The organism is Variovorax sp. WDL1, from assembly GCF_001541225.1.
Classification (GTDB): domain Bacteria; phylum Pseudomonadota; class Gammaproteobacteria; order Burkholderiales; family Burkholderiaceae_C; genus Variovorax.
This window is the reverse complement of sequence record NZ_LMTS01000257.1, coordinates 13,732-36,106: the sequence shown is the minus strand read 5'-3', so window position 1 is coordinate 36,106 and position 22,375 is coordinate 13,732. Positions and strand designations below refer to the sequence as shown.

20 protein-coding genes are annotated in these 22,375 nt (G+C 67.1%); 13 read left to right on the top strand and 7 right to left on the bottom strand.

Features of this window, described 5'->3' with window-relative positions:
* Window positions 1–12 precede the first annotated feature (12 nt).
* Window positions 13–438, bottom strand: coding sequence for a DUF3619 family protein (locus APY03_RS32460; RefSeq protein WP_068683708.1), 426 nt, complete (start codon window positions 436–438; stop codon window positions 13–15).
* Window positions 435–1,001, bottom strand: a complete 567-nt coding sequence (locus APY03_RS32455) for an RNA polymerase sigma factor (RefSeq protein ID WP_068683706.1) — start codon at window positions 999–1,001, stop codon at window positions 435–437. Before APY03_RS32455 ends, APY03_RS32460 begins: the two co-directional genes overlap by 4 nt.
* A gap of 280 nt (window positions 1,002–1,281) precedes the next feature.
* On the opposite strand from APY03_RS32455, the gene APY03_RS32450 reads away from it, so the two are divergent.
* The 7 genes from APY03_RS32450 to APY03_RS32420 all read left to right on the top strand — a co-directional run bounded on the left by APY03_RS32450 (window position 1,282) and on the right by APY03_RS32420 (window position 10,394).
* Window positions 1,282–3,057, top strand: coding sequence for an acetolactate synthase 3 catalytic subunit (locus APY03_RS32450; RefSeq protein WP_068683704.1), 1,776 nt, complete (start codon window positions 1,282–1,284; stop codon window positions 3,055–3,057).
* A 132-nt stretch (window positions 3,058–3,189) separates the two neighbouring features.
* The gene (gene ilvN / locus APY03_RS32445; protein WP_068683703.1) at window positions 3,190–3,681 is read left to right on the top strand and encodes an acetolactate synthase small subunit; all 492 of its coding nucleotides are present in this window, start codon (window positions 3,190–3,192) and stop codon (window positions 3,679–3,681) included.
* Between the two features lie 23 nt (window positions 3,682–3,704).
* Window positions 3,705–4,742, top strand: coding sequence for a ketol-acid reductoisomerase (gene ilvC / locus APY03_RS32440; RefSeq protein WP_332112725.1), 1,038 nt, complete (start codon window positions 3,705–3,707; stop codon window positions 4,740–4,742).
* Between the two features lie 87 nt (window positions 4,743–4,829).
* Entirely contained in the window at window positions 4,830–5,654 is an 825-nt protein-coding gene (pssA, locus tag APY03_RS32435; protein ID WP_068683700.1) for a CDP-diacylglycerol--serine O-phosphatidyltransferase, read from the top strand.
* A gap of 182 nt (window positions 5,655–5,836) precedes the next feature.
* The gene (gene leuA, locus APY03_RS32430) at window positions 5,837–7,540 is read left to right on the top strand and encodes a 2-isopropylmalate synthase (protein ID WP_068683699.1); all 1,704 of its coding nucleotides are present in this window, start codon (window positions 5,837–5,839) and stop codon (window positions 7,538–7,540) included.
* Window positions 7,541–7,558: 18 nt separating this feature from the next.
* Complete coding sequence (locus tag APY03_RS32425; RefSeq protein ID WP_068683696.1) at window positions 7,559–9,097, top strand: 2-isopropylmalate synthase; 1,539 nt, start codon at window positions 7,559–7,561, stop codon at window positions 9,095–9,097.
* Between the two features lie 115 nt (window positions 9,098–9,212).
* Window positions 9,213–10,394: a serine hydrolase gene (locus APY03_RS32420; RefSeq protein ID WP_068683695.1), complete on the top strand. Its 1,182-nt coding sequence runs from the start codon at window positions 9,213–9,215 to the stop codon at window positions 10,392–10,394.
* Window positions 10,395–10,438: 44 nt separating this feature from the next.
* Here the strand turns inward: APY03_RS32420 and APY03_RS32415 are convergent, their stop codons facing one another.
* The 3 genes from APY03_RS32415 to aat are packed head-to-tail and all read right to left on the bottom strand — an operon-like array spanning window position 10,439 to window position 12,764.
* On the bottom strand, window positions 10,439–11,233 hold the full coding sequence (locus tag APY03_RS32415; RefSeq protein ID WP_068683693.1) for an IclR family transcriptional regulator: 795 nt from the start codon (window positions 11,231–11,233) through the stop codon (window positions 10,439–10,441).
* Between the two features lie 32 nt (window positions 11,234–11,265).
* The gene (locus tag APY03_RS32410) at window positions 11,266–12,015 is read right to left on the bottom strand and encodes an arginyltransferase (RefSeq protein WP_068683691.1); all 750 of its coding nucleotides are present in this window, start codon (window positions 12,013–12,015) and stop codon (window positions 11,266–11,268) included.
* Complete coding sequence (aat, locus tag APY03_RS32405) at window positions 12,012–12,764, bottom strand: leucyl/phenylalanyl-tRNA--protein transferase (protein WP_068683689.1); 753 nt, start codon at window positions 12,762–12,764, stop codon at window positions 12,012–12,014. The genes APY03_RS32410 and aat overlap by 4 nt, the downstream gene beginning before the upstream one ends.
* A gap of 117 nt (window positions 12,765–12,881) precedes the next feature.
* On the opposite strand from aat, the gene APY03_RS32400 reads away from it, so the two are divergent.
* A complete protein-coding gene (locus APY03_RS32400; RefSeq protein WP_083944705.1) occupies window positions 12,882–15,212 on the top strand; it encodes a xanthine dehydrogenase family protein molybdopterin-binding subunit in 2,331 nt (776 codons plus the stop codon).
* 3 nt (window positions 15,213–15,215) lie between these two features.
* Here the strand turns inward: APY03_RS32400 and pobA are convergent, their stop codons facing one another.
* A complete protein-coding gene (pobA, locus tag APY03_RS32395; protein ID WP_068683685.1) occupies window positions 15,216–16,397 on the bottom strand; it encodes a 4-hydroxybenzoate 3-monooxygenase in 1,182 nt (393 codons plus the stop codon).
* A gap of 133 nt (window positions 16,398–16,530) precedes the next feature.
* On the opposite strand from pobA, the gene APY03_RS32390 reads away from it, so the two are divergent.
* The 5 genes from APY03_RS32390 (at window position 16,531) to APY03_RS32370 (ending at window position 21,340) form a co-directional block, all read left to right on the top strand.
* A complete protein-coding gene (locus tag APY03_RS32390) occupies window positions 16,531–17,301 on the top strand; it encodes an IclR family transcriptional regulator domain-containing protein (RefSeq protein WP_068683684.1) in 771 nt (256 codons plus the stop codon).
* Between the two features lie 49 nt (window positions 17,302–17,350).
* Window positions 17,351–18,010, top strand: a complete 660-nt coding sequence (locus APY03_RS32385; protein WP_068683683.1) for a response regulator — start codon at window positions 17,351–17,353, stop codon at window positions 18,008–18,010.
* Window positions 18,007–19,320: an ATP-binding protein gene (locus APY03_RS32380; RefSeq protein WP_068683682.1), complete on the top strand. Its 1,314-nt coding sequence runs from the start codon at window positions 18,007–18,009 to the stop codon at window positions 19,318–19,320. Before APY03_RS32385 ends, APY03_RS32380 begins: the two co-directional genes overlap by 4 nt.
* A 71-nt stretch (window positions 19,321–19,391) precedes the next feature.
* Window positions 19,392–20,849 (top strand): DegQ family serine endoprotease, encoded by a 1,458-nt coding sequence (locus tag APY03_RS32375; RefSeq protein ID WP_068683681.1) that lies wholly within the window; start codon window positions 19,392–19,394, stop codon window positions 20,847–20,849.
* A gap of 140 nt (window positions 20,850–20,989) precedes the next feature.
* Entirely contained in the window at window positions 20,990–21,340 is a 351-nt protein-coding gene (locus APY03_RS32370; RefSeq protein WP_068683680.1) for a hypothetical protein, read from the top strand.
* Between the two features lie 16 nt (window positions 21,341–21,356).
* Here APY03_RS32370 and APY03_RS32365 read toward each other — a convergent pair whose 3' ends face one another.
* Entirely contained in the window at window positions 21,357–22,310 is a 954-nt protein-coding gene (locus APY03_RS32365) for a carbohydrate kinase family protein (protein ID WP_332112694.1), read from the bottom strand.
* Window positions 22,311–22,375: the final 65 nt, after the last annotated feature.

Genomic DNA, 22,375 nt, shown 5'->3' with positions numbered 1-22,375 from the left:
AAGGGACGGGGTTCAGCGCTGGACGTCGGCGCCCTCGGATTTCAGGAACTGGGCGAAACCGGGGTCGGTATACGCGGCAGGCGGCAGGTCGTCGGTCAGCAGGGCGGCATCGACTTCGGCGAGCTCGTCAGTCCGGCTGTCCTCCTGCAAGCTGGTGATGACAATGAGGCCGGAAACGAGCGCGATCAGGGGGATGATCGAGCCGACACGTGTCCACCAGCCACCGCCCAGCGCCGCGGTGCCGCCATTCGGCACCATGGCTGGGGCCGTTTGCAGCACGCGCACCACCTTGCGGCGCGCCACGGCCTGCGTGCGCGCGGCGCGCAGGCGCTCGCTGATCTGGTGCGGCAGATCCTCGGCGCCGGCCGTAAGCCGCGCGGCCACTTGGCGGCCGAACTGCTCCTCGGTCGCGGCAGAGGTCGAAAGCGTTGTATTCATAGCGAAATTCCCTTGGCCTTGAGTGCCTTGCTCAGGGCGTGGACGGCGCGCGAACAGTGGGTCTTGACGCTGCCTTCGGAGCAGCCCATTGCAGCGGCCGTCTCGGCGACGTCCATTTCCTCCCAGTAACGCATCAAAAAGGCCTCGCGTTGACGACCCGGCAAAGCGGCAATTTGTTCCTCGATCTGGTGAAAAATCTGCGCGCGGCGAGTGCTGTCCTCGGCGCTCTCGCTTTCCCGGGTGTCGGAGCCGACCGTGAAATGCTCGAGCAGGTCGAATTCGCCATCCTCCGCGATGTTCTCGAAGTCGCTCATGTTCGAGAAGAGAGCCCGCCGGGTCTTCTGGCGCCGGAACCAGTCCAGGGTGCAGTTCGAGAGGATTCGCTGGAACAGCAGCGGGATTTCATTGGGCGGCTTGTCCCCGTAGTGCTCGGCCAGCTTCATCATGCTGTCCTGCACGATGTCGAGGGCGGCTTCCTCATCCCTCACGTGGTAGACCGTGCGCTTGAATGCGCGCCGTTCGACGCCTTTCAGGAAATCGGAGAGTTCTTGTTCAGTGGCCAAGCGAGTCCGGCACCGTGCGCGCCGTGTGGGGAGTGTCTCGAGGACAGGGCATTTTTGTCGCCGCGGATTATGCCTGCCCGCCTGTTACAGCCGTGCGTGCGGCGTCGGGCGGACTTCCGATGTCATAATCCGCGCTGCAAGTCAAAAGGCAAACGGGTCACGGTCCGGCGGTACGACAAGTCCGCTCATGGCTTTGGCCTCAAGTTTCGACGCGGCTTCACAAGAGCTTGCGAAGGAGCACCCAAGGTTTTTCGTTCCCGAAAAAACGCAAAGGTTGATCATGGAAATGTCAAAGGCGGAACTCGCTTCCGCGGCAGCCGTTACCGGCAGTCAAACGCAAGAACTCATGGGCGCCGAGGTGCTGGTCAAGGCACTGCAGGCCGAAGGCGTCCAGTACGTCTGGGGCTACCCCGGCGGCGCGGTCCTCTATATCTACGACGCGTTCTACAAGCAGGACACCATTCAGCACGTGCTCGTGCGCCACGAACAGGCGGCGGTGCATGCGGCCGACGGCTATGCGCGCGCCACCGGCGAGGTGGGCGTGGCACTCGTGACCTCGGGGCCGGGCCTGACCAATGCAGTCACCGGTATTGCGACTGCTTACATGGACAGCATCCCGATGGTGATCATCTCGGGCCAGGTCCCGACGGCAGCCATCGGCCTCGATGCATTCCAGGAATGCGACACCGTCGGCATCACGCGCCCGATCGTCAAGCACAACTTCCTCGTCAAGGATCCCAAGGATCTCGCGATGACGATGAAGAAGGCCTTCCACATCGCCCGCAGCGGCCGTCCGGGCCCGGTGGTGGTGGATGTGCCGAAGGACGTGTCCTTCAAGAAGGTCAACTACAGCGGCTATCCCGACAAGATCGAGATGCGCTCTTACAACCCGGTACGCAAGGGCCATGGCGGCCAGATCCGCAAGGCGCTGCAACTGCTGCTCTCGGCCAAGCGCCCCTATATCTATACCGGTGGCGGTGTGCTCCTCGGCAACGCGACGAACGAGTTGCGCGCCTTGGTCGACATGCTCGGCTATCCGGTCACGAACACGCTGATGGGCCTGGGGGCCTATCCGGCGTCCGACCGCAAGTTCCTCGGCATGCTGGGCATGCACGGCACCATCGAGGCCAACAACGCGATGCAGAACTGCGACGTGCTGCTGGCCGTTGGCGCACGCTTCGACGACCGCGTGATCGGCAACCCGAAGCACTTCGCGCAAAACGAGCGAAAGATCATCCACGTCGACATCGACCCCTCGAGCATCTCGAAGCGGGTGAAGGTCGACATCCCGATCGTCGGCGACGTGAAGGAAGTGCTGACCGAGCTAATCTCGATGATCAAGGAAAGCAGCGTCAAGCCCGACGGCGCGGCGCTGGCCGGCTGGTGGGACACCATCGAGGGTTGGCGCAGCAAGGACTGCCTCAAGTACGACCGCGGCAACAAGGACGTGATCAAGCCGCAGCACGTGGTCGAGACCCTGTGGAACATGACGAAGGGCACCGACACCTACATCACCTCGGACGTCGGGCAGCACCAGATGTGGGCGGCGCAGTACTACCGCTTCGACGAGCCGCGCCGCTGGATCAACTCCGGCGGGCTGGGTACCATGGGCGTTGGCATCCCCTACGCGATGGGCATCAAGCTCGCGAAGCCCGAGGCGGAGGTGTTCTGCGTCACGGGCGAGGGCTCGGTGCAGATGTGCATCCAGGAGCTGTCCACCTGCCTGCAGTACAACACGCCGATCAAGATCGTGTCCCTGAACAACCGCTACCTGGGCATGGTGCGCCAGTGGCAGGAGATCGAATACTCCGGCCGCTACAGCCACAGCTATATGGACGCGCTGCCCAACTTCGTGAAGCTGGCCGAGGCCTACGGCCATGTGGGCATGCTGATCGAACGGCCTCAGGACGTGGAGCCCGCACTGCGCGAGGCTCGCAAGCTGAAGGACCGGACCGTGTTCATGGATTTCCGCACCGACCCCACCGAGAACGTGTTCCCGATGGTGAAGGCGGGCATGGGCATCACCGAAATGCTGTTGGGCTCCGAGGATTTGTAACGGACGATAAGCCGACCGCCATGCGGGCCGGCTCCTTCTTTAATCTTTTACTGCGGATGAATCTATTGTCCGTCGAGCCCACGCATTACCGTGCGCGGGGGAGGGCGGCGAAAAGAGGAGTCCCTTGTTGACATGAAACACATCATTGCCGTGCTGCTCGAGAACGAGCCCGGTGCACTCTCCCGCGTCGTGGGCCTCTTTTCCGCCCGCGGCTACAACATCGAATCGCTCACCGTCGCTCCCACCGAGGACGCCAGCCTGTCGCGCATGACCATCGTGACGGCCGGTTCCGACGACGTGATCGAGCAGATCACCAAGCATCTCAACCGCCTGATCGAGGTCGTCAAGGTCGTCGACCTGACCGAGGGCGCCTACACCGAGCGCGAGCTCATGATGGTGAAGGTGCGCGCGGTCGGCAAGGAACGCGAGGAGATGATGCGCATGGCCGAGATCTTCCGCGGCCGCATCATCGACGTGACCGACAAGAGCTACACCATCGAGCTGACGGGCGATCACGGCAAGAACGATGCTTTCCTCGAGGCCATCGATCGCGGCGCCATCCTCGAGACCGTCCGCACCGGCGCCAGCGGCATCGGCCGCGGCGAGCGCATCCTGCGCGTTTGAGAAGCCTCACCCACATCCACCGAATCTACGAAGGAGCAAGCACCATGAAGGTCTATTACGACAAGGACGCCGATTTGAGCCTGATCAAGGGCAAGACCGTGGCGATCATCGGCTACGGCAGCCAGGGCCATGCGCACGCGCAGAACCTCAACGACAGCGGCGTGAAGGTCGTCGTCGGCCTGCGCAAGGGCGGCGCTTCCTGGCCCAAGGTCGAGAAGGCGGGCCTCAAGGTCGCCGAAGTGGCGGACGCCGTGAAGTCGGCCGACGTGGTGATGATCCTGCTGCCAGACGAGCAGATCGCCAACGTCTACAAGAACGATGTCGCCCCGAACATCAAGGAAGGCGCCTCGCTGGTGTTCGCGCACGGATTCAACGTGCACTACGGTTTCGTGCAGCCGCGCGCCGATCTCGACGTCTGGATGGTGGCGCCCAAGGCCCCTGGCCACACCGTGCGCAGCACGTACACCCAGGGCGGCGGCGTGCCGCACCTCATCGCGGTGCATGCGGACAAGAGCGGCAAGGCGCGCGACCTGGCCTTGTCCTATGCAACCGCCAACGGCGGCGGCAAGGCCGGCATCATCGAGACCAACTTCCGCGAAGAGACCGAGACCGACCTCTTTGGCGAGCAGGCTGTGCTGTGCGGCGGCACCGTGGAGCTCATCAAGGCCGGCTTCGAGACGCTGGTGGAGGCCGGCTACGCGCCCGAGATGGCCTACTTCGAGTGCCTGCACGAGCTCAAGCTGATCGTCGACCTGATCTATGAGGGCGGCATCGCCAACATGAACTACTCGATCTCGAACAACGCCGAGTACGGCGAGTACGTGACGGGCCCGCGCATCGTGACCGAGGAAACCAAGAAGGTGATGAAGCAGGTGCTGAAGGATATCCAGACGGGCGAGTACGCCAAGAGCTTCGTGCTCGAGAACGCTGCTGGCGCGCCCACGCTGATGAGCCGTCGCCGCCTGAACGCCGAGCACCAGATCGAAGTGGTCGGCGAGAAGCTGCGCGCCATGATGCCCTGGATCAAGAAGAACAAGCTGGTCGACCAGACCCGCAACTGATCGGACCTCCCGACTCGCGCAAGGGCCACCCATGCGGGTGGCCCTTTGTCTTTGGTGCCGCGCGGCTGCACTACACTGCGCCGATCCATGCATGACGACACGCTTTCCGAAGATCTAGCGCCGCGCAAGCGCCGCAAGGGCATCTACATCCTGCCGAACCTGTTCACGCTGGCGGCGCTGTTCGGGGGCTTCTACTCGGTCGTGATGGCGATGAACGGTCGCTTCGACCTTGCGGCGCTCGGCGTGTTCGCGGCCATGATCCTCGACAGCCTGGACGGCCGGGTGGCGCGCATGACCAACACGCAGAGCGCCTTCGGGGAGCAGATGGACTCGTTGTCGGACATGGTGTCCTTCGGCGCTGCGCCGGCGCTGATCGCCTACGAATGGTCGCTCAAGGGCCTGGGGCGCTGGGGCTGGATTGCGGCCTTCGTCTACTGCGCCTGCGCCGCCCTGCGGTTGGCGCGCTTCAACGTCAACACCGGCGTGGTCGACAAGCGCTGGTTCCAGGGGCTGCCTTCCCCTGCAGCCGCGGCGCTGGTGGCGGGCTTCATCTGGCTGATGACCGAATGGGGCAAGCGCGGCGGCGAGGTGCTGTATCTGTCCTGGCAGCAGATCACCTGGATCACCTTCGGCTTCACGCTCTACGCGGGTCTCACGATGGTGACCAACGCGCCCTTCTACAGCTTCAAGGACATCCAGGTGAAGAAGAGCGTGCCCTTCGCCGTGATCGTGCTGATCGCGCTGGCCATCGCGGTGATTAACATCCATCCGCCGACGGTCCTGTTCGGGCTGTTCGTGGTCTATGGCCTGAGCGGCTACGTGGTCTACGCATGGCGCAAGGCCAAGGGGCAGCCCGTGAGCGTGATCAGCATCTCGACCGAGGAGCCCGACGAACGCGGGCTGCACAAGTGATTTGGCCTGTGCTACATTCGCCACTCCCATGAACAAGATTTCGCTGGCCCTACTACTGATCCCCCACGGGCGGAGACGGTAGAGCGCGCAAGCGAATCCATCACACGGCCCGTCGCACCAGCAACGGGCCGTTTTGTTTTGGGGTTGCTGGTTGTCCATCCAACCACAGCGAGAAATACCAGATGTTGAAGCAACCCGACCGCAAGTACCGCGCCTTCGCGCCCATCGGCCTCAAGGACCGCACCTGGCCCGATGCCGTGCTGACCCGGGCCCCGATCTGGCTGTCGACCGACCTGCGCGACGGCAACCAGGCGCTGGTGGAACCGATGGACATCGCCCGCAAGATGCGCATGTTCGAGACCCTGGTGGCCATCGGCTTCAAGGAGATCGAGGTCGGCTTTCCCTCGGCCTCGCAGATCGAGTTCGACTTCGTCCGCAAGCTGATCGAGGAAGACCGCATCCCCGACGATGTGACGATCCAGGTGTTGACGCAGGCGCGCGATCACCTGATCGAACGCACCTTCGAGTCCCTCCAGGGCGCGCCGCGCGCCATCGTGCATCTCTACAACGCGGTGGCGCCCGTGATGCGACGGGTGGTGCTGGGCATGGACGAGGGCCAGATCGTCGAGCTGGCCACCTCGCACGCGCGCATGTTCAACGAGTTGGCCGCGAAGCAGCCGGCCACGCAGTGGACCTTCCAGTACTCGCCCGAGATGTTCTCCGGCACCGACCTGGCCTTCTCCAAGCGGGTGGTGGATGCGGTCACCGAGGTGTGGGCGCCAACGCCCCGGCGCAAGTGCATCGTCAACCTGCCATCGACCGTCGAGCACTCCACGCCCAACATCTTCGCCGACATGATCGAGTGGATGCACCGCAACCTGGCGCGCCGCGATTCGATCGTGCTGTGCGTGCATCCGCACAACGACCGCGGCACGGGCACCGCCGCCGGCGAGTTCGCCTTGATGGCGGGCGCCGAGCGCATCGAGGGCTGCCTCTTCGGCAACGGCGAGCGCACCGGCAACCTCGACCTGGTGAACGTCGCACTCAACCTGTACACCCAGGGCGTGTCGCCCGGGCTGGACTTCTCGAACATCGACGAGATCCGCGCCACCGTGGAGCATTGCAACCAGTTGCCGGTGCATCCACGCCATCCCTATGCGGGGGACCTGGTCTACACCTCCTTCTCCGGCTCGCACCAGGACGCGATCAAGAAGGCCTTCGCGGCCCGCAAAGACGGCGATATCTGGGAGATGCCGTACCTCCCGATCGACCCCAAGGACGTGGGCCGCAGCTACGAGGCGGTGATCCGCGTCAACAGCCAGTCGGGCAAGGGCGGGATCGCCTATCTGCTCGAAAGCGAGTATGGGCTCGAACTGCCGCGTCGCCTGCAGATGGAATTCAGCCAGGTGGTCCAGCGCGTGATGGACGTCGCCGGCAAGGAGCTCACGGCGGCGGATCTCTGGCAGCTGTTCGAGCGCGAGTACCGCATCGTCGAGGGGGCCGGGCCCCAGCACCGCGTGCTTGAGGAGCGGGGCGAGGGCGCCGACGCTTCCGTGGTGCTGCGCGCCGACCTGCCGTGGGCTGGCGAGATTCGCCGCATCGAGGGCCAGGGCAACGGGCCGATCGATGCTTTCATCCACGCGCTGGCCGAGGCCACCGGGCATTCGATCCGGGTGATCGACTACCACCAGCATGCGATCGGCGCCGGCGCCGATGCGCAAGCCGTCGCCTACCTCGAACTGCGGGTCGACGAGGCCCGCACGCTGTTCGGGGTGGGCAAGGACGCCGACATCGTCTCGGCCTCGCTCAAGGCCATCGTCTCGGGCCTCGAGCGGGCGCGAGCGCAAGGCGCCCGCAGCGCACAATCGATGGTTGAAGCCGCCTGAAAACCAAGGAGATCCGCGATGGCCGACAAGCTCATAATTTTCGACACCACCCTGCGCGACGGCGAACAGTCGCCGGGTGCCTCGATGACCAAGGACGAGAAGCTGCGCATCGCGCGCCAGCTCGAGCGCCTGCGGGTCGACGTCATCGAGGCGGGCTTCCCGGCCAGCTCGAACGGTGATTTCGAAGCCGTCGCGGCAATCGCCGGTGCGATCAAGGATTCGACGGTCTGCGGGCTGTCACGGGCCAACGACCGCGACATCTCCCGTGCCGCCGAGGCCTTGAAGGGAGCTGCCAGCGGCCGCATCCACACCTTCATCGCGACTTCGCCGTTGCACATGGAGAAGAAGCTTCGCATGACGCCAGACGAGGTCTTCGAGCAGGCCAAGCTCGCAGTCCGCTTTGCCCGCAACCTGGTCGGCGACGTCGAATTCAGCCCGGAGGACGGCTACCGCAGCGACCCCGACTTCCTGTGCCGGGTGCTCGAAGCCGTGATCAATGAGGGCGCGACCACCATCAACGTGCCCGACACGGTCGGCTACGCTATCCCCGAGCTCTACGGCAACTTCATCAGGACGCTGCGCGAGCGCATCCCGAACAGCGACAAGGCGGTCTGGTCCGTGCATTGCCACAACGACCTCGGCATGGCGGTGGCCAACTCGCTGGCCGGCGTGAAGATCGGCGGGGCGCGGCAGGTGGAATGCACCATCAATGGCCTGGGCGAGCGCGCCGGCAACTGCTCGCTCGAGGAAATCGTCATGGCGGTGAAGACACGAAAGGATTACTTCGGGTTGGAGCTCGGCATCGACACCCGGCACATCGTGGCGGCAAGCCGCATGGTCAGCCAGACCACGGGCTTCGTGGTGCAGCCCAACAAGGCGGTGGTGGGCGCCAATGCCTTCGCCCATGCCTCCGGCATCCACCAGGACGGCGTGCTCAAGGCGCGCGACACCTACGAGATCATGCGCGCGGAAGACGTCGGCTGGACCGCCAACAAGATCGTGCTCGGCAAGCTCAGCGGCCGCAATGCATTCAAGCAGCGCCTGCAGGAACTGGGCGTGGCGATGGAGAGCGAGGTCGACATCAACGCTGCCTTCGCCCGCTTCAAGGAGCTTGCCGACCGAAAAAGCGAAATATTTGACGAAGACATCCTTGCACTTGTAAGCGCGGAGGAGCATTCGCATGGTGCGGAGCAGTTTGGCTTTGTATCCTTGTCGCAGCACAGCGAAACCGGCGAGCGCCCCCAGGCGCGAATCGTGTTCACGGTGCTTGGCAAGGAAGTCACGAGCGAGTCGGATGGCAATGGTCCGGTCGATGCGTCGCTGAAAGCCATCGAGTCCCACGTCAAGAGCGGGGCGGAGATGGTGCTGTACTCGGTGAATGCCATCAGCGGGTCGACCGAGAGCCAGGGCGAGGTCACCGTCCGTCTGCAGAACGCGGGCCGCGTCGTCAATGGCGTCGGTGCCGATCCGGACATCGTGGTGGCTTCGGCCAAGGCTTATTTGAGTGCTCTCAACAAGTTGCAGAGCCAAGCTGAGAGAGTGGCAGCACAAGGTTAGTTGTTTGCGGGATCCTTTGTTCCGAATGAAGAAAGGAATGCAAGTAACTGATATTGCGTGCCTTTTTTGATTTGGATACACTGCGATACCTGTTAATCGCCGCTGGAGTTTTTTGATGCACGAAGCCCGTTTCTACCGAGTTTCCAGCCAGCGGTTCCTTCCCGCTCTTCGCCTCATCGCCGTCGTGCTTTGCGCCACGGCGTTTTTGTTGCCCACGGCCGAGGCTGCCAAGAAGGCGCCGGCCGGCAAGAAGGCGCAGGTCGCCAGCGACAGCAAGCGCAGCGTGGCCGCCAAGCGCAACGTGGCCTCCAGCAAGCGCAGCGGCAAAGTCGAGCAGGCGGACCGGGTGGTGCGAGGCGGGCGCAACGTGGTGGCTTCGATTCGCAAGCGCGGCGGCAAGACGGTGGTGGCCGTGCAGCGGCGCTCGGTGGTGCGTGTGCCTGAGGTCGCGGCGCGTCAGTCCTTCGGCCAGCTTGCCGGTCTGCACGGCACCGAGGATGCGCTGGACCTGAAGTCCAGCGTGGCGCTGGTGATCGACCAGGATACGCGCGAGGTGCTCTTCAGCAAGAACGACAACGTCGTGCTGCCGATCGCATCGCTCACCAAGCTCATGACCGGGCTGCTCATCAGCGAAGCCCATCTGCCTTCCGACGAACTGATCACCATCACGCAGGACGACGTCGATACCGAAAAGTGGAGCCGCTCGCGGCTGACGGTCGGCACCACGCTTCCACGCGGCGAGTTGCTGCACTTGGCGCTCATGTCCAGCGAGAACCGCGCCGCGCACGCCCTCGGCCGCACCTATCCGGGCGGCATGGCGACCTTCGTGAGCGTGATGAATGCCAAGGCGAAGATGCTGGGCATGAAAGACACGCGCTACGTCGAGCCCACGGGCCTGTCGAGCAGCAATCAGTCGAGTGCACAGGACCTGGCGCTGCTCGTCAATGCCGCCTACGCCGATGCCACGGTGCGCCAACTCTCGACGTCGCCCGAGTACCAGGTCGAGGTCGGCAACCGCGTGCTCCAGTACAACACCACCAACCGCCTGGTCAAGAGCCCCGACTGGGACATCGGCCTCCAGAAGACCGGCTACATCTCCGAGGCTGGCCAGTGCCTGGTGATGCAGGCGCGGATCGCCGGTCGCAAGCTGATCATGGTGTTCCTCGATTCCGCCGGAAAGTTCGGCCGCATCGGCGATGCCGAACGCGTGCGACGCTGGGTCGAAGCCAACCACCACCTGATCAGTCCGGCAGCGGCGACGCCGCAGCCTTCCCTCACGGCCCACGTCGCGGGCTGATCCCCTTGGTCTCTTGACGACCTGAGTGCCGACCGGGCAGTGTCTCAGCCCGCCGGCGGCGTAGCGGCGTTGTAGCCCAACGCGCTGGAGATCTCGTTGGCGGTCGCCTGCAGCTTCGGCAGCCAGCCGTCATCGAGCCGGTCGGCAGGGGCCGAGATCGACAAGCCCGCCACCAGTCTTCCCTGATCGTCGTAGATGCCGGCGGCCATGCAGCGCACGCCGAGCTCCAGCTCCTCGTTGTCCCTGGCGATGCCGTACTGGCGCGCCTTGGAAAGCTCACGTTCCAGGGCAGGCAACTGGGTGATGCTGTTGCGCGTATGGCCGGCGAGGCCCGTGCGCGTGGCGTAGCTGCGCACGCGCTGGGGCTCGTCCACCGCCAGGAAGAGCTTGCCGGTGGAGGTCAGGTGCAGCGGCGCCCGCCCGCCGATCGCCCGTACCACCTGCATGCCCGAGCGCTCGCTGTAGGCACGCTCGATGTAGACGATCTCGTCCCCCTGGCGCATGCTGAGGTTGACCGGCTGCTGTGTCAGCTTGTGCAGTTCACGCATCGGCACCATCGCGGCGTCGCGCACGTTCAGCCGTCCCTTCACCAGGTTGCCCAGCTCCAGCAGGCGCATGCCGAGCCGGTAGCTGCCGGCTTCCGGCCGGTCGACGAAACGGCCGACGGCCAAGTCGTTCAGGATGCGGTGGGCGGTTGACGGGTGCAGGCCGGTCTTTTCGCTGATTTCCTTCAGCGAAATGGCTTCCTCACGGGAGGCGAGCACGTCGATCAGCGAGAACATGCGCTCGATCACCTGGATGACGGGCGTGGCCGGAATATCTGTTTGGGGTTTTCTCATTGGGCAACGCGGTTGGGGGACCGGTTGCGATTTTACTTGGTGAAATCGACCGGCGGTTGCCAACGGCCGCCGACCAGAACCTCATGCGGCGCGAAGCGCGCCTTGTAGTTCATCTTGGTGCTGCCCTTGATCCAGTAGCCGAGGTAGACGTGGGCCAGGCCCAGCTTGCGCGCCTGCTCGATCTGCCACAGCACGCTGTAGTTGCCGTAGCCCGCGCCCGGCTCGGGCTCATAGAACGTGTAGACCGCGGACAGCCCGTCGTTCAGCACGTCCAGGATGGACACCATCTTCAGCGCGCCCGCGGTGCCGTCCGGGCGGGTCTCGCGGAACTCCACCAGCCTGGAGTTGACCCGGCTCTGCAGCAGGAACTGGGTGTATTGGTCGATGCTGTCGTGATCCATGCCGCCGCCGGCGTGGCGGCCGTTCTGGTAGCGCAGGTAGAGCTGGTAGTGCTCGGGCACGAAGCAGAGCTTCAGCACGCGCGCCTGCAGGTTGGCATGGCGCGCCAGCGCGCGGCGCTGGCTGCGACTGGGTTTGAAGGCGTTGGCCAGAACGCGCAGCGGTACGCAGGCATTGCAGCCGTCGCAATGGGGGCGGTATGTGAACATTCCGCTGCGGCGGAAGCCGCTGAGCACCAGGTCGGAGTAGGCGTCGTTGTGGATCAGGTGGCTGGGCGTGGCGACCTGCGAGCGGGCCTGCCTGTCCGGCAGATAGCTGCACGGATACGGCGCTGTCGCGTAGAACTGCAGCGTGTGGAGCGGAAGATCCTTGAGGTGCGTCACGTCGGAAGGGAAGTTCGCGCAGGCAGGAGTTCGGACCAGTATACGGGCTCGAAACGCCACTGCGGCCCCGGCAGATGACGTGCCCTCGCCACGTGTGAGAGAAAGCGCGCGCGCGGCATTTCCCGCGCGCCCAGGCTGGCCAGGTGGCTGGTGTTCTGCTGGCAGTCGATCATCGCGATCCCGTGCCGGCGGCAGAACGAGACGAGCGCGGCGAGCGCGATCTTGGATGCGTCGGGCCGGCGCGCGAACATCGATTCGCCGAACACGGCGCGTCCGATTCCCACGCAGTACAGCCCGCCGGCGAGCTCGCCGTCGATCCAGGTCTCGACGCTGTGGGCATGCCCGGCCTGGTGCAGCGCCGTGTAGGCGCGCACCATCTCGGGCAGGATCCAGGTGCCGGTCTGGCCGGCACGCGGCGCCTGCGCGCAGGCCTGGATCACCGTCTCGAAGCCATGGTCGATCCGGATCTCGCAGTCCGGCGCGGCTCGAAAGCGCTCGAGCGTCCTGCGCAGCGAACGGTGCAGCTTGAAGCGCTCCACGTCCAGCACCATGCGCGGGTCCGGGCTCCACCAGAGAATCGGCTGGCCTTCGCTGAACCAGGGAAAGATGCCGTGCGCATAGGCCTGCAGCAGGCTGGCGACATCGAGGCCGCCGCCCGCCGCCAGCAGGCCGGGAACGGGGTCGGATTCGCCCCACGCCAGGGCGGCATCGGGCAGCGGGTCACCGGGGGCGAGCCAGGGCAGTTGCATGGTCGGAGGTATACACGGCTTCGGCAGTACGCGATGTCGTCGGAAGCGCGAAAGCACCGCTGCCCATATAGTCGTCCCCTGATTCGCGGCCTGCCCACAATGGAAAGAGGACCCCAGGTGACAACAGAAATCAATCCCATGCGCTTCGGCAGCGGCCAGGCCGTACGGCGGCTCGAGGATGAGAGCCTCCTGGCTGGCGCGGGACGCTACACCGACGACGTCACGCTACCGCTTCAGACCCATCTGTTCTTCGTGCGTTCCCCGTACCCGCATGCCCGGTTGGCGGCCATCGATGTCGCGGCGGCGATGGCGATGCCCGGCGTCCTGCGCGTGTTGACGGGCGCCGATCTCCAGCAGGCCGGTGTGAAGCCGATGCCGGGCGCCGTCGCCTTCAAGCGCGCCGACGGTGCCGCTTGCGCATCGCCCCCGCGGCATGTGCTCGCGATCGACACGGTGCGCTTCGTGGGCGAGCCTGTCGCTGCCGTGATTGCCGAAACGGCCGCGCAGGCGCGCGACGCCGGCGAGGCGGTGATCGTCGACTACGAGGAGCTCCCGATGGTGGTGGACACGCAGGCCGCCGCCGCGGAGGGCGCGCCGCTGGTCTGGGGCGAAGCCACCGGCAACATCGCCGCCGAAATGCGCCACGGCAGCGCCGAGGCGGCCAGCGCCGCCTTCGCCCGCGCCGATCACGTGGTGGCGCTGGACGTGGTGAACCAGCGGGTGGTCGCGCTCACGATCGAGCCCCGCTCGGTGCTGGCTGACGCAGACCGGGACTCCGGGCGCCTCACCGTCCGGATGAGCACCCAGATGCCCTCGGGCGTGCGCAACTCGGTGTGTGACGCCATCGGCCTGCCCGCCGAACAGGTGCGCGTGGTGGTGGGCGACGTCGGCGGCGGCTTCGGCATGAAGACCGGCGCTTATCCGGAGGACATCGTGGTGGCCTTCGCGGCGCACCAGCTGCGCCGCCCGGTGAAGTGGGTGGCCGACCGCAGCGAGGAATTCCTTTCCACCTCGCATGGCCGCGACATCGAGGCCCGGGCCGAGCTCGCGCTCGACGCCAATGGCAGGATCCTCGCGCTGCGCATCCGCACCCTGGCCAACGTGGGCGCCTACGCCACGGGCACAGGCGTCGCGATCCAATTGCTCATCGGCCCCTGGGTGCAGACCAGCGTCTACGACATCCAGACCATCGACTTCCACTTCCTTGCGGTGCTCACCAACACCGCGCCGACCGGTGCCTACCGCGGCGCCGGCCGCCCCGAGGCGATCTACACCATCGAGCGGCTGATGGACGAGGCCGCGCGCCAGACCGGCATCGACCGCATCGAGCTGCGCCGGCGCAACTTCATCCAGCCGGCCCAGATGCCCTACACCAACCCGATGCAGCAGACCTACGACACCGGCCGCTTCGAATCGGTCATGGATCAGGCGCTGGCCCTGGCCGACTGGCAGGGCTTCGACGGGCGGGCGGCCGAATCGCAGCGCCGGGGTCGGCTGCGCGGCCTGGGCATCGCGACCTTCCTGGAATGGACTGGCGGCAACGTGTTCGAGGAGCGGGTGACGGTCTCGGTCCAGGCCGACGGCGTCATCGAGGTGTTCTCGGCTGTCAACGCCATGGGGCAGGGCATCGCGACCACCCTGGCGCAGCTGGTGGTGGATGCCTTCGGCGTCCCGATCGAGAAGGTGCGCATCGTCCTGGGCGACACCGACCGCGGCAACGGCTTCGGCAGCGCCGGTTCGCGCTCCATTTTTACCGGCGGTTCGGCCGTTCGCGTGGGGGCCGAGCGCACCATCGACAAGGCACGCGCGCTGGCGGCACAGGAGCTCGAGGTTGCACCGGAAGACGTGCAGTACGCATCCGGTCTCTTCAAGGTCGCGGGCACCGACCTGGCGCTGGACCTGTTCACGCTCGCCGGGCGCCAGCCCGAGGGGCAGATCTTCGTCGACTCCACCAGCGCCGTCGCCGGCCCGACCTGGCCGAACGGCTGCCACGTCTGCGAGGTGGAGATCGATCCGCCGACGGGCGAGATCGGCGTTGTGGCCTATGCCTCGGTCAACGACGTCGGCCGGGTGATCAACCCGATGATCGTGCGCGGCCAGCTCGAGGGCGGCGCCGTGCAGGGCATCGGCCAAGCCCTGTGCGAGCGCGTCGTCTACGACGCCGAGACCGGCCAGCCGCTGACCGGAAGCCTGATGGACTACGCGGTACCGCGCGCCGACATCGCGGCCGCGATGTTCAAGACCGAGATGGACCAGAGCACGCCCTGCCTGAACAACCCGTTGGGCGTGAAGGGCGTGGGCGAGCTCGGCACCATCGGCGCCACGCCCGCGGTGGTCAATGCAGTGGCCGATGCCTTCGCCCGCAACGGCATGGCCGGGCTCACGCCGTGCCTCGACATGCCGCTGACACCCGCGCGTGTCTGGCAGCTGATGCAGCCGGGGCCCTGAGCGTCAGAAGTCCTCGAGCGGCAGTCCCACGTAGTTCTCCGCCACCGAGGTCGAAGCCGCACGCGAGTGCACCAAGTAGTCGAGCTCGGCTTCCTGGATCTTCTGCCCGAACTCGCCGGTATCCGGGAACCGGTGCATGAGCGAGGTGAACCACCACGAGAAGCGCTCGGCCTTCCAGATCCGCCGCAGGCACAGCTCGGAGTAGCGGTCGAGCGCCGATTCACTCTGCTCGCGGTAGAAGACCTCGAGGGCGCGCGACAGGAAGCCGACGTCTGCGGTGGCCAGGTTCAGGCCCTTGGCGCCGGTGGGCGGCACGATGTGGGCCGCGTCGCCCGCCAGGAACAACCGGCCGAATCGCATCGGTTCGGCGACGAAGCTGCGCAGGGGCGCGATGCTTTTTTCCAGCGAGGGACCGGTCACCAGCCGCTCGCGGGCCTCCGGGTCGAGCCGCAGGCGCAGCTCGTTCCAGAAGGCGTCGTCGCTCCAGGCTTCGACCCGCTCCTCCACCGGCACCTGCACGTAATAGCGGCTGCGGGTGGGGCTGCGCATGCTGCACAGCGCGAAGCCGCGCTGCGTGTTGGCGTAGATCAGCTCGTGCGAAACCGGCGGCACGTCGGCGAGCACGCCCAGCCAGCCGAAGGGGTACACCTTTTCGTAGGTGTGGATGGCGCCGGCCGGCACACTGGCGCGGCTCACGCCGTGGTAGCCATCGCAACCGGCGATGAAGTCGCATTCGATCTCGTGCGTGGCGCCGTCCTTCTCGTAGCGCACCATCGGCCGCTCGCCGTCGAAGCCATGCAGGCTGACCTGCGAGGCACTGTAGATCGTCGTCAGGCCCTCGGCCTCGCGCGCATTCATCAGGTCGTGCGTGACCTCGGTCTGGCCATAGACCGTGACCTGCTTGCCGCCGGTCAGGCCGTGCAGGTCGATGCGGTGGCGCGCGCCCTTGAACAGCAGTTCGATGCCCTCGTGCGGCAGCCCTTCGGCCTTGGCGCGGGCGTCCACGCCGGCACGCGCCAGCAGGTCCATCGTGACCTGCTCCAGCACGCCGGCACGGATGCGGCCGAGTACGTATTCGCCGGTCTGGCGCTCGACGATGACGTTGTCGATGCCGGCCTTGAAGAGCAGTTGGCCGAGCAGCAGGCCGGCGGGGCCGGCGCCGATGATGGCGACTTGGGTGCGCATGGGTGTCTCCTGGATGTCAGGGCGAAGCGTAGGACCGGAAGGCCGTCCCGGCATCGCGCCGGCACCATCCTCTGTGCGATGATGAGGCCGCTTGCGCGATGATCGCGCAACACTTGGACGCAGCCGACCCGCCATGACCATCGCCAAGCCGGACTTCATCGAGGGCATCGCCAAGGGCATGGCCGTGCTCGAGAGCTTCGACACCGAGCGCCAGCGCCTCAATGCCACGCTGGCCGCCGAGCGCGCGGGCCTCACGCGCGCTGCCGCCCGGCGCCACCTGCTCACGCTCGCCCACCTGGGTTATCTCGAGACGGACGGCAGCTACTTCTGGATGGCGCCGAAGGTGCTGCGCTTCTCGGGCAGCTACCTGGCTTCGTCGCGGTTGCCGCGGGCGCTGCAGCCCACGCTGAACCGGCTGGCGGCGCAGACCGGGGAGTCGTTCTCGGCCGTGGTGCTCGACGGCGAGGAGGTGGTCATCGTCGCGCGCAGCGGCGCCTACGGCACGCCGACGCGCGTGCTTGCCTACGGCCTGCATCTGGGCGCTCGCCTGCCCGCGCACGCGACCTCGACCGGCTGCGTGCTGCTGGCAGCGATGAGCCCCGCGCAGCTTGCGCAGTGGCTCAAGGGCCGCCTGCTGCCGCGACTCACGCCGCACACCATCACCAGCGCCCGCCTGCTGCGCCAGCGCATCGTCCAGGTCCGCAAGGACGACTACGGCTTCGCCAGCGAGGAACACGAGCTCGCCGTGCAGGCGCTGGCGGTGCCGTTGCGCAACATGCAGGGCCGCACCGTGGCGGCGCTCAATGTCGTGTTGTCCGGCGGCCGTCACCAGGAAGAGACGCTGCGCCGCGACCTGCTGCCGCTGCTGTTCGAGGCGGCGCGCGAGGTGCGCTCGCTGCTCTGAACTTCGCCGCCCGCTACGATCTCGAACAAGCTTTGCCGGACCCCGCGACATGCGACTGCTGCTGCTCGAAGACGACGTGATGATCGGCGAGGCCGTGCTGGACCTGCTGCGGGCCGAGCACTACGCGGTGGACTGGGTCAAGGACGGCGAGACCGCCGACACCGCGCTGCGCACCCAGCAGTACGACCTGGTGCTGCTCGACCTCGGCGTGCCGCGCCGCGACGGGCTCGAAGTGCTGCGTGCGCTGCGTGCGCGCAAGCAGCGCATGCCCGTGCTGATCGCCACCGCCCGCGACTCGGTGCAGCAGCGCATCGAGGGCCTGGATGCCGGCGCCGACGACTACGTGCTCAAGCCCTACGACCTCGACGAGCTGCTGGCGCGCATCCGCGCCTTGCTGCGGCGCGCCTCCGGCCGGGCCGAGCCGGTCTACGAGCACATGGGCGTGAGCATCCACCCGACCACGCGCGAAGTCTCGGTCAACGGCCAGCCGGTGGTGCTGTCGGCGCGCGAGTGGGCGGTGCTCGAGCCCTTGATCGCGCGGCCCGGCATGGTGCTGTCGCGCGCCCAGCTCGAGGAGAAACTCTACGGCTGGAAGGACGAGATCAGCAGCAACGCGGTCGAGGTCTACGTGCATGGCTTGCGCAAGAAGCTGGGCGCGGACTTGATCCGCAACGTGCGGGGGGTTGGGTACATGGTGCCCAAGGAATGAAGTCCTTACGCGCGCGGCTGCTCATCTTTCTGCTCGCCGCCATCGTGGTGGCTGCAGGCACCCAGGCCTTCGTCGCCTACCGCACGGTGCTGAACGAAGCCGACCAGATCTTCGACTACCACATGCAGCAGATGGCCCTGTCGCTGCGAGCCGGCCTGCCGCCCAGCGCGGCCGTCGGCGGCCTGAGCGATGGCGAGCAGAACTTCGAGTTCGTCGTGCAGGTGTGGACGGCCGAGGGCGTGCTCGTCTTCGAATCGGCTGCGCAGGCCGCGCTGCCGCAGCGCGCAGTCCTGGGCTTCTCGAACGTCAGGGCGCGCGGCACCACCTACCGCGTCTACTCGCTGCAGGCCCGCTCGCTGGTGATCCAGGTCGCGCAGGACATGGCGGCTCGCCGTCACATGGCCGGCACGCTGGCGCTGCGCACGGTCGGGCCGATCGCGCTGGCGGCGCCGCTGCTCATGCTGGTCGTGTGGTGGGTGGTGAGCCGCTCGCTGGCGCCGGTGGCGCGCGTGCGCGGCCAGGTCGCGGCGCGGCAGGCCGACGACCTCTCCCCGGTGAGCGAGAGCGGCCTGCCGGAGGAGGTGCGCCCACTGGTGCACGAGCTCAACCTGCTGTTCGACCGCGTGCGCCAGGCCTTCGAGGCGCAGAAGCACTTCGTGGCCGACGCAGCGCACGAGCTGCGCTCGCCCCTCGCCGCGCTGAAGCTGCAGGTGCAGGGCCTGCAGCGTGCGCCCGACGAGCCCACGCGCGAGCTGGCCGTCAACCGCCTGGCCGCGGGCATTGAGCGCGCGACGCGGCTGGTCGAGCAGATGCTGGCGCTGGCACGGCAGGAAGCCAGCGCGGCAGCGGGCACGCCGCCGGAAGCGGTCGAGCTGCAGGAGGTCGCGCGGCTCGCGCTCTCCGATGCCATCGCCGCTGCCCAGGCGAGGCGCATCGACATCGGTATCGCCAGCGCGGACGCGGCCAGGGTGCAGGGCCGGCCGGAGGCCCTGCGCACGCTGCTGCGCAACCTGCTGGACAACGCGGTCAAGTACACGCCCGAGGGCGGGCGCGTCGACATCCGCGTTGCCCGGCAGGCAAGCGGCGCCGAGCTCGTGGTGGAAGACAGCGGCCCGGGCCTGCCCGCCGAGGAGCGAGAGCGCGTGCTCGATCGCTTCTACCGCGCCGGTGAATCGCAGGCGCCGGGCAGTGGCCTGGGGCTGGCGATCGTGAAGTCGATCGCCGACCAGCACGGCGCGACGCTGGACATCGGGCGCTCGGAGAGCCTCGGCGGGCTGCGGGTGAGGCTGCTTTTCCCTTCCACCGTTTAAGGCGAGCCTAAGCGAGCGGACCGACATTCCCTTTCATCGTGTTTTCCACTGACACCTCGAAAGGAATTTCCATGAATATCCGCCTGAACTCGCCCCGCGCCCTTGCCGCCGCGCTGGCGGCCGCCGGGGTGATCGGCGCCGTCGGCGCGGGCGCCTACACCAGTGCAAGCGCCGTGGGCGCACCCGCCGCGGCGCCTGCCGTCGCGGCGCCCCTGGTCACCATGCCCGACTTCTCGACCATCACCTCGCGCGACGGTCCGGCCGTGGTCAACATCAGCGTGACCGGCACCACCAAGACCTCGATGGGGGGCATGGCCGGTATCGATCCGGACGACCCCATGTTCGAGTTCTTCCGTCGTTTCGGCGGGCAGTTCGGCCCGCGCGGCCAGCAGCGCGACGTTCCCGTGCGGGGCCAGGGCTCGGGCTTCATCGTCAGCGCGGACGGCATCATCCTGACCAACGCGCACGTGGTGAAGGATGCCAGCGAGGTGACGGTCAAGCTCACCGACCGCCGCGAGTTCCGCGCCAAGGTGCTCGGGTCGGACCCCAAGACCGACATCGCCGTGCTCAAGATCGACGCCAGGAACCTTCCCACCCTGCAGCTGGGCAGCACCAAGGACCTCAAGGTGGGCGAATGGGTGCTCGCCATCGGCTCGCCCTTCGGCTTCGAGAACACCGTGACGGCCGGCGTGGTGAGCGCCAAGGGGCGCTCGCTGCCCGACGACAGCTACGTGCCCTTCCTCCAGACCGACGTGGCAATCAACCCCGGCAACTCGGGTGGGCCGCTGCTCAACGTGCGCGGCGAGGTGGTGGGGATCAACTCGCAGATCTACAGCCGCAGCGGCGGCTACCAGGGCGTTTCCTTCGCGATCCCCATCGACGTCGCCATCCATGTCAAGGACCAGATCGTCGCCACCGGCAAGGTCAGCCATGCCCGGCTCGGCGTGGCGGTGCAGGAGGTCAACCAGGCCTTCGCCGACTCCTTCAAGCTCGACAAGCCTGAAGGCGCGCTGGTGTCGAACGTCGAGAAGGGCGGCCCGGCCGACGAGGCCGGCCTGCGACCGGGCGACGTGATCCGCAAGGTCGATGGGGAGCCCATCGTCGCGTCGGGCGACCTGCCGGCCCTGATCGGCCAGAAGAAGCCCGGCAGCCGCATCACGCTGGACGTGTGGCGCCAGGGCGAGCGCCACGAGATCAGCGCCCGGCTCGGCGATGCGAGCGAGAAAACGAGCACCGTGGCCAGGACCGAACCCCGCGCCGGCCAAGGCAAGCTCGGCCTCGCCCTGCGGCCCTTGCAGCCGCAGGAGAAGCGCGAGGCGCGCGTGGATGCCGGCCTGCTGATCGAGGATGCGGGCGGCCCTGCGGCCCTGGCCGGCGTGCAGCCCGGCGACGTGCTGCTGGCCATCAACGGCACGCCCGCCAAGTCGGTGGAGCAGGTGCGCGAGGTGGCGGCCAAGGCCGACAAGTCGGTCGCGCTGCTGATCCAGCGCGACGGCGACCGGATCTTCGTGCCCGTCCGCCTGGGCTGATGCCAGGGCGGCGCAAATGCGGCGCCCTTCACGCCATGCCGCGCCGCCCTCCATCACGTGGAGGAGACACCGTGCAAAAGTACCTTTGCCGATAAGCAACCGGCTGTAACAATTCGCGACATTCAACAAGAGGTTTCCCCATGGCTCTCCGCGACCTTGCCCTGACAGTTCTCGAACTCGAACCCAATGAATTTCATTGGGTGCTGATGGAGGCTGTTCAGGCCGACTCGGACGAGTGCCTGGTCTACCGGCCGGTGGACTCCTCGACGCGGGGGCTGCCTGACTATTCGGAGGCGCTGATCGAGGGCGCTTCGGCCCTGCGCGTGGTGCAGGGCCTGGCACCCTTCGGCAAGCCCCGGGCGCCGGTGGGCATCGGGGAGGGCGACGCCGATGAGCCATCGGTCACGCACCCCGCCGCCGGGAGCGATACGGGGGAGCCGGAGTCGGACGCGGACTCCTGCCTGTTCACTACCGATCACTCGATCCTGTAGCGGGTTGCGGCGAGCGCTACCGAGGCGATCTATCGGCCGGCAGTTCGTCGCGGCGCGGCATGTCGGCGCCGCGGCGCGAACAGGTGATCGCGGACGCGCGGGTCGCAAAGCGAAGCAGTGCCGCCAGCCTGACGGCGTCGAGCGCTTCGATGCCGGCGGCGCTGAGGGCCTCGTGCTCGTCCAGCCAGGTCAGCAGGGCGGCCTGGAAGGTATCGCCGGCGCCCACGGTGTCCACCACCTCGACCGGAGCCGCGGCCTCGGCGGCCTGCCGGGTCGGCGTCCAGGCCTCGCTGCCCCGGGCGCCGCGCGTGAGCACGACGAGGCGTACGCCGAGCGACAGCCAGCGCGCTGCGACTTGCCCAGGCGTCGAGTCGGGGTACAGCAGCCCCAGGTCCTCGTCGCTCACCTTCACGATGTGCGAGAGCGCCGCCATGGCTTCGACCGTCGTGCGCCAGCGCGCCAGATCGGGCTCGACGTTGAGCCGCACGTTGGGGTCGTAAGCTACGAGGCAGCGTCCGCGTTCGCGTGCGGCCAGGGCGCGCAGCGCACTGCCGACAGGCTCCACGACCAGCGCGTAGGAACCGAACTGCAGCACGCGAGCTTCCGGCGGCAGTGCCGGCAGGCCGGCCGTGTCGATGGCCCTGTCCGCCGCGCCGTGGCCGTGGAAGGCGTAGTGCGGCACGCCGGCCGCGTCGACGCTCACCACGCTCAGGGTTGTCGGCGCATCGCTGCGCAGTACCAGGCGGGTGTCCACGCCTTCCGCGGCGAGCGCCTGCATGAGCCGTTCCCCGGCTGTGTCTCGCGAGAGGCCGGCAAGGAGCGCCGAGCGGCGACCCAGCCGCGCCAGGCCAACTGCCACGTTGAAGGGCGAGCCGCCGATGCGCGCGTCCAGGTGCAGGCCAGTGGACGTCGTCCCCAGCACATAGACATCCATCAGCGCTTCGCCGCACACCACGAACATGTCATTCATCCTTCCAGCCGAAGAGCGGACGCAGCCCGGCGTAGAGCGCCTTGAAGCGGGCATGCCGGGCGCGA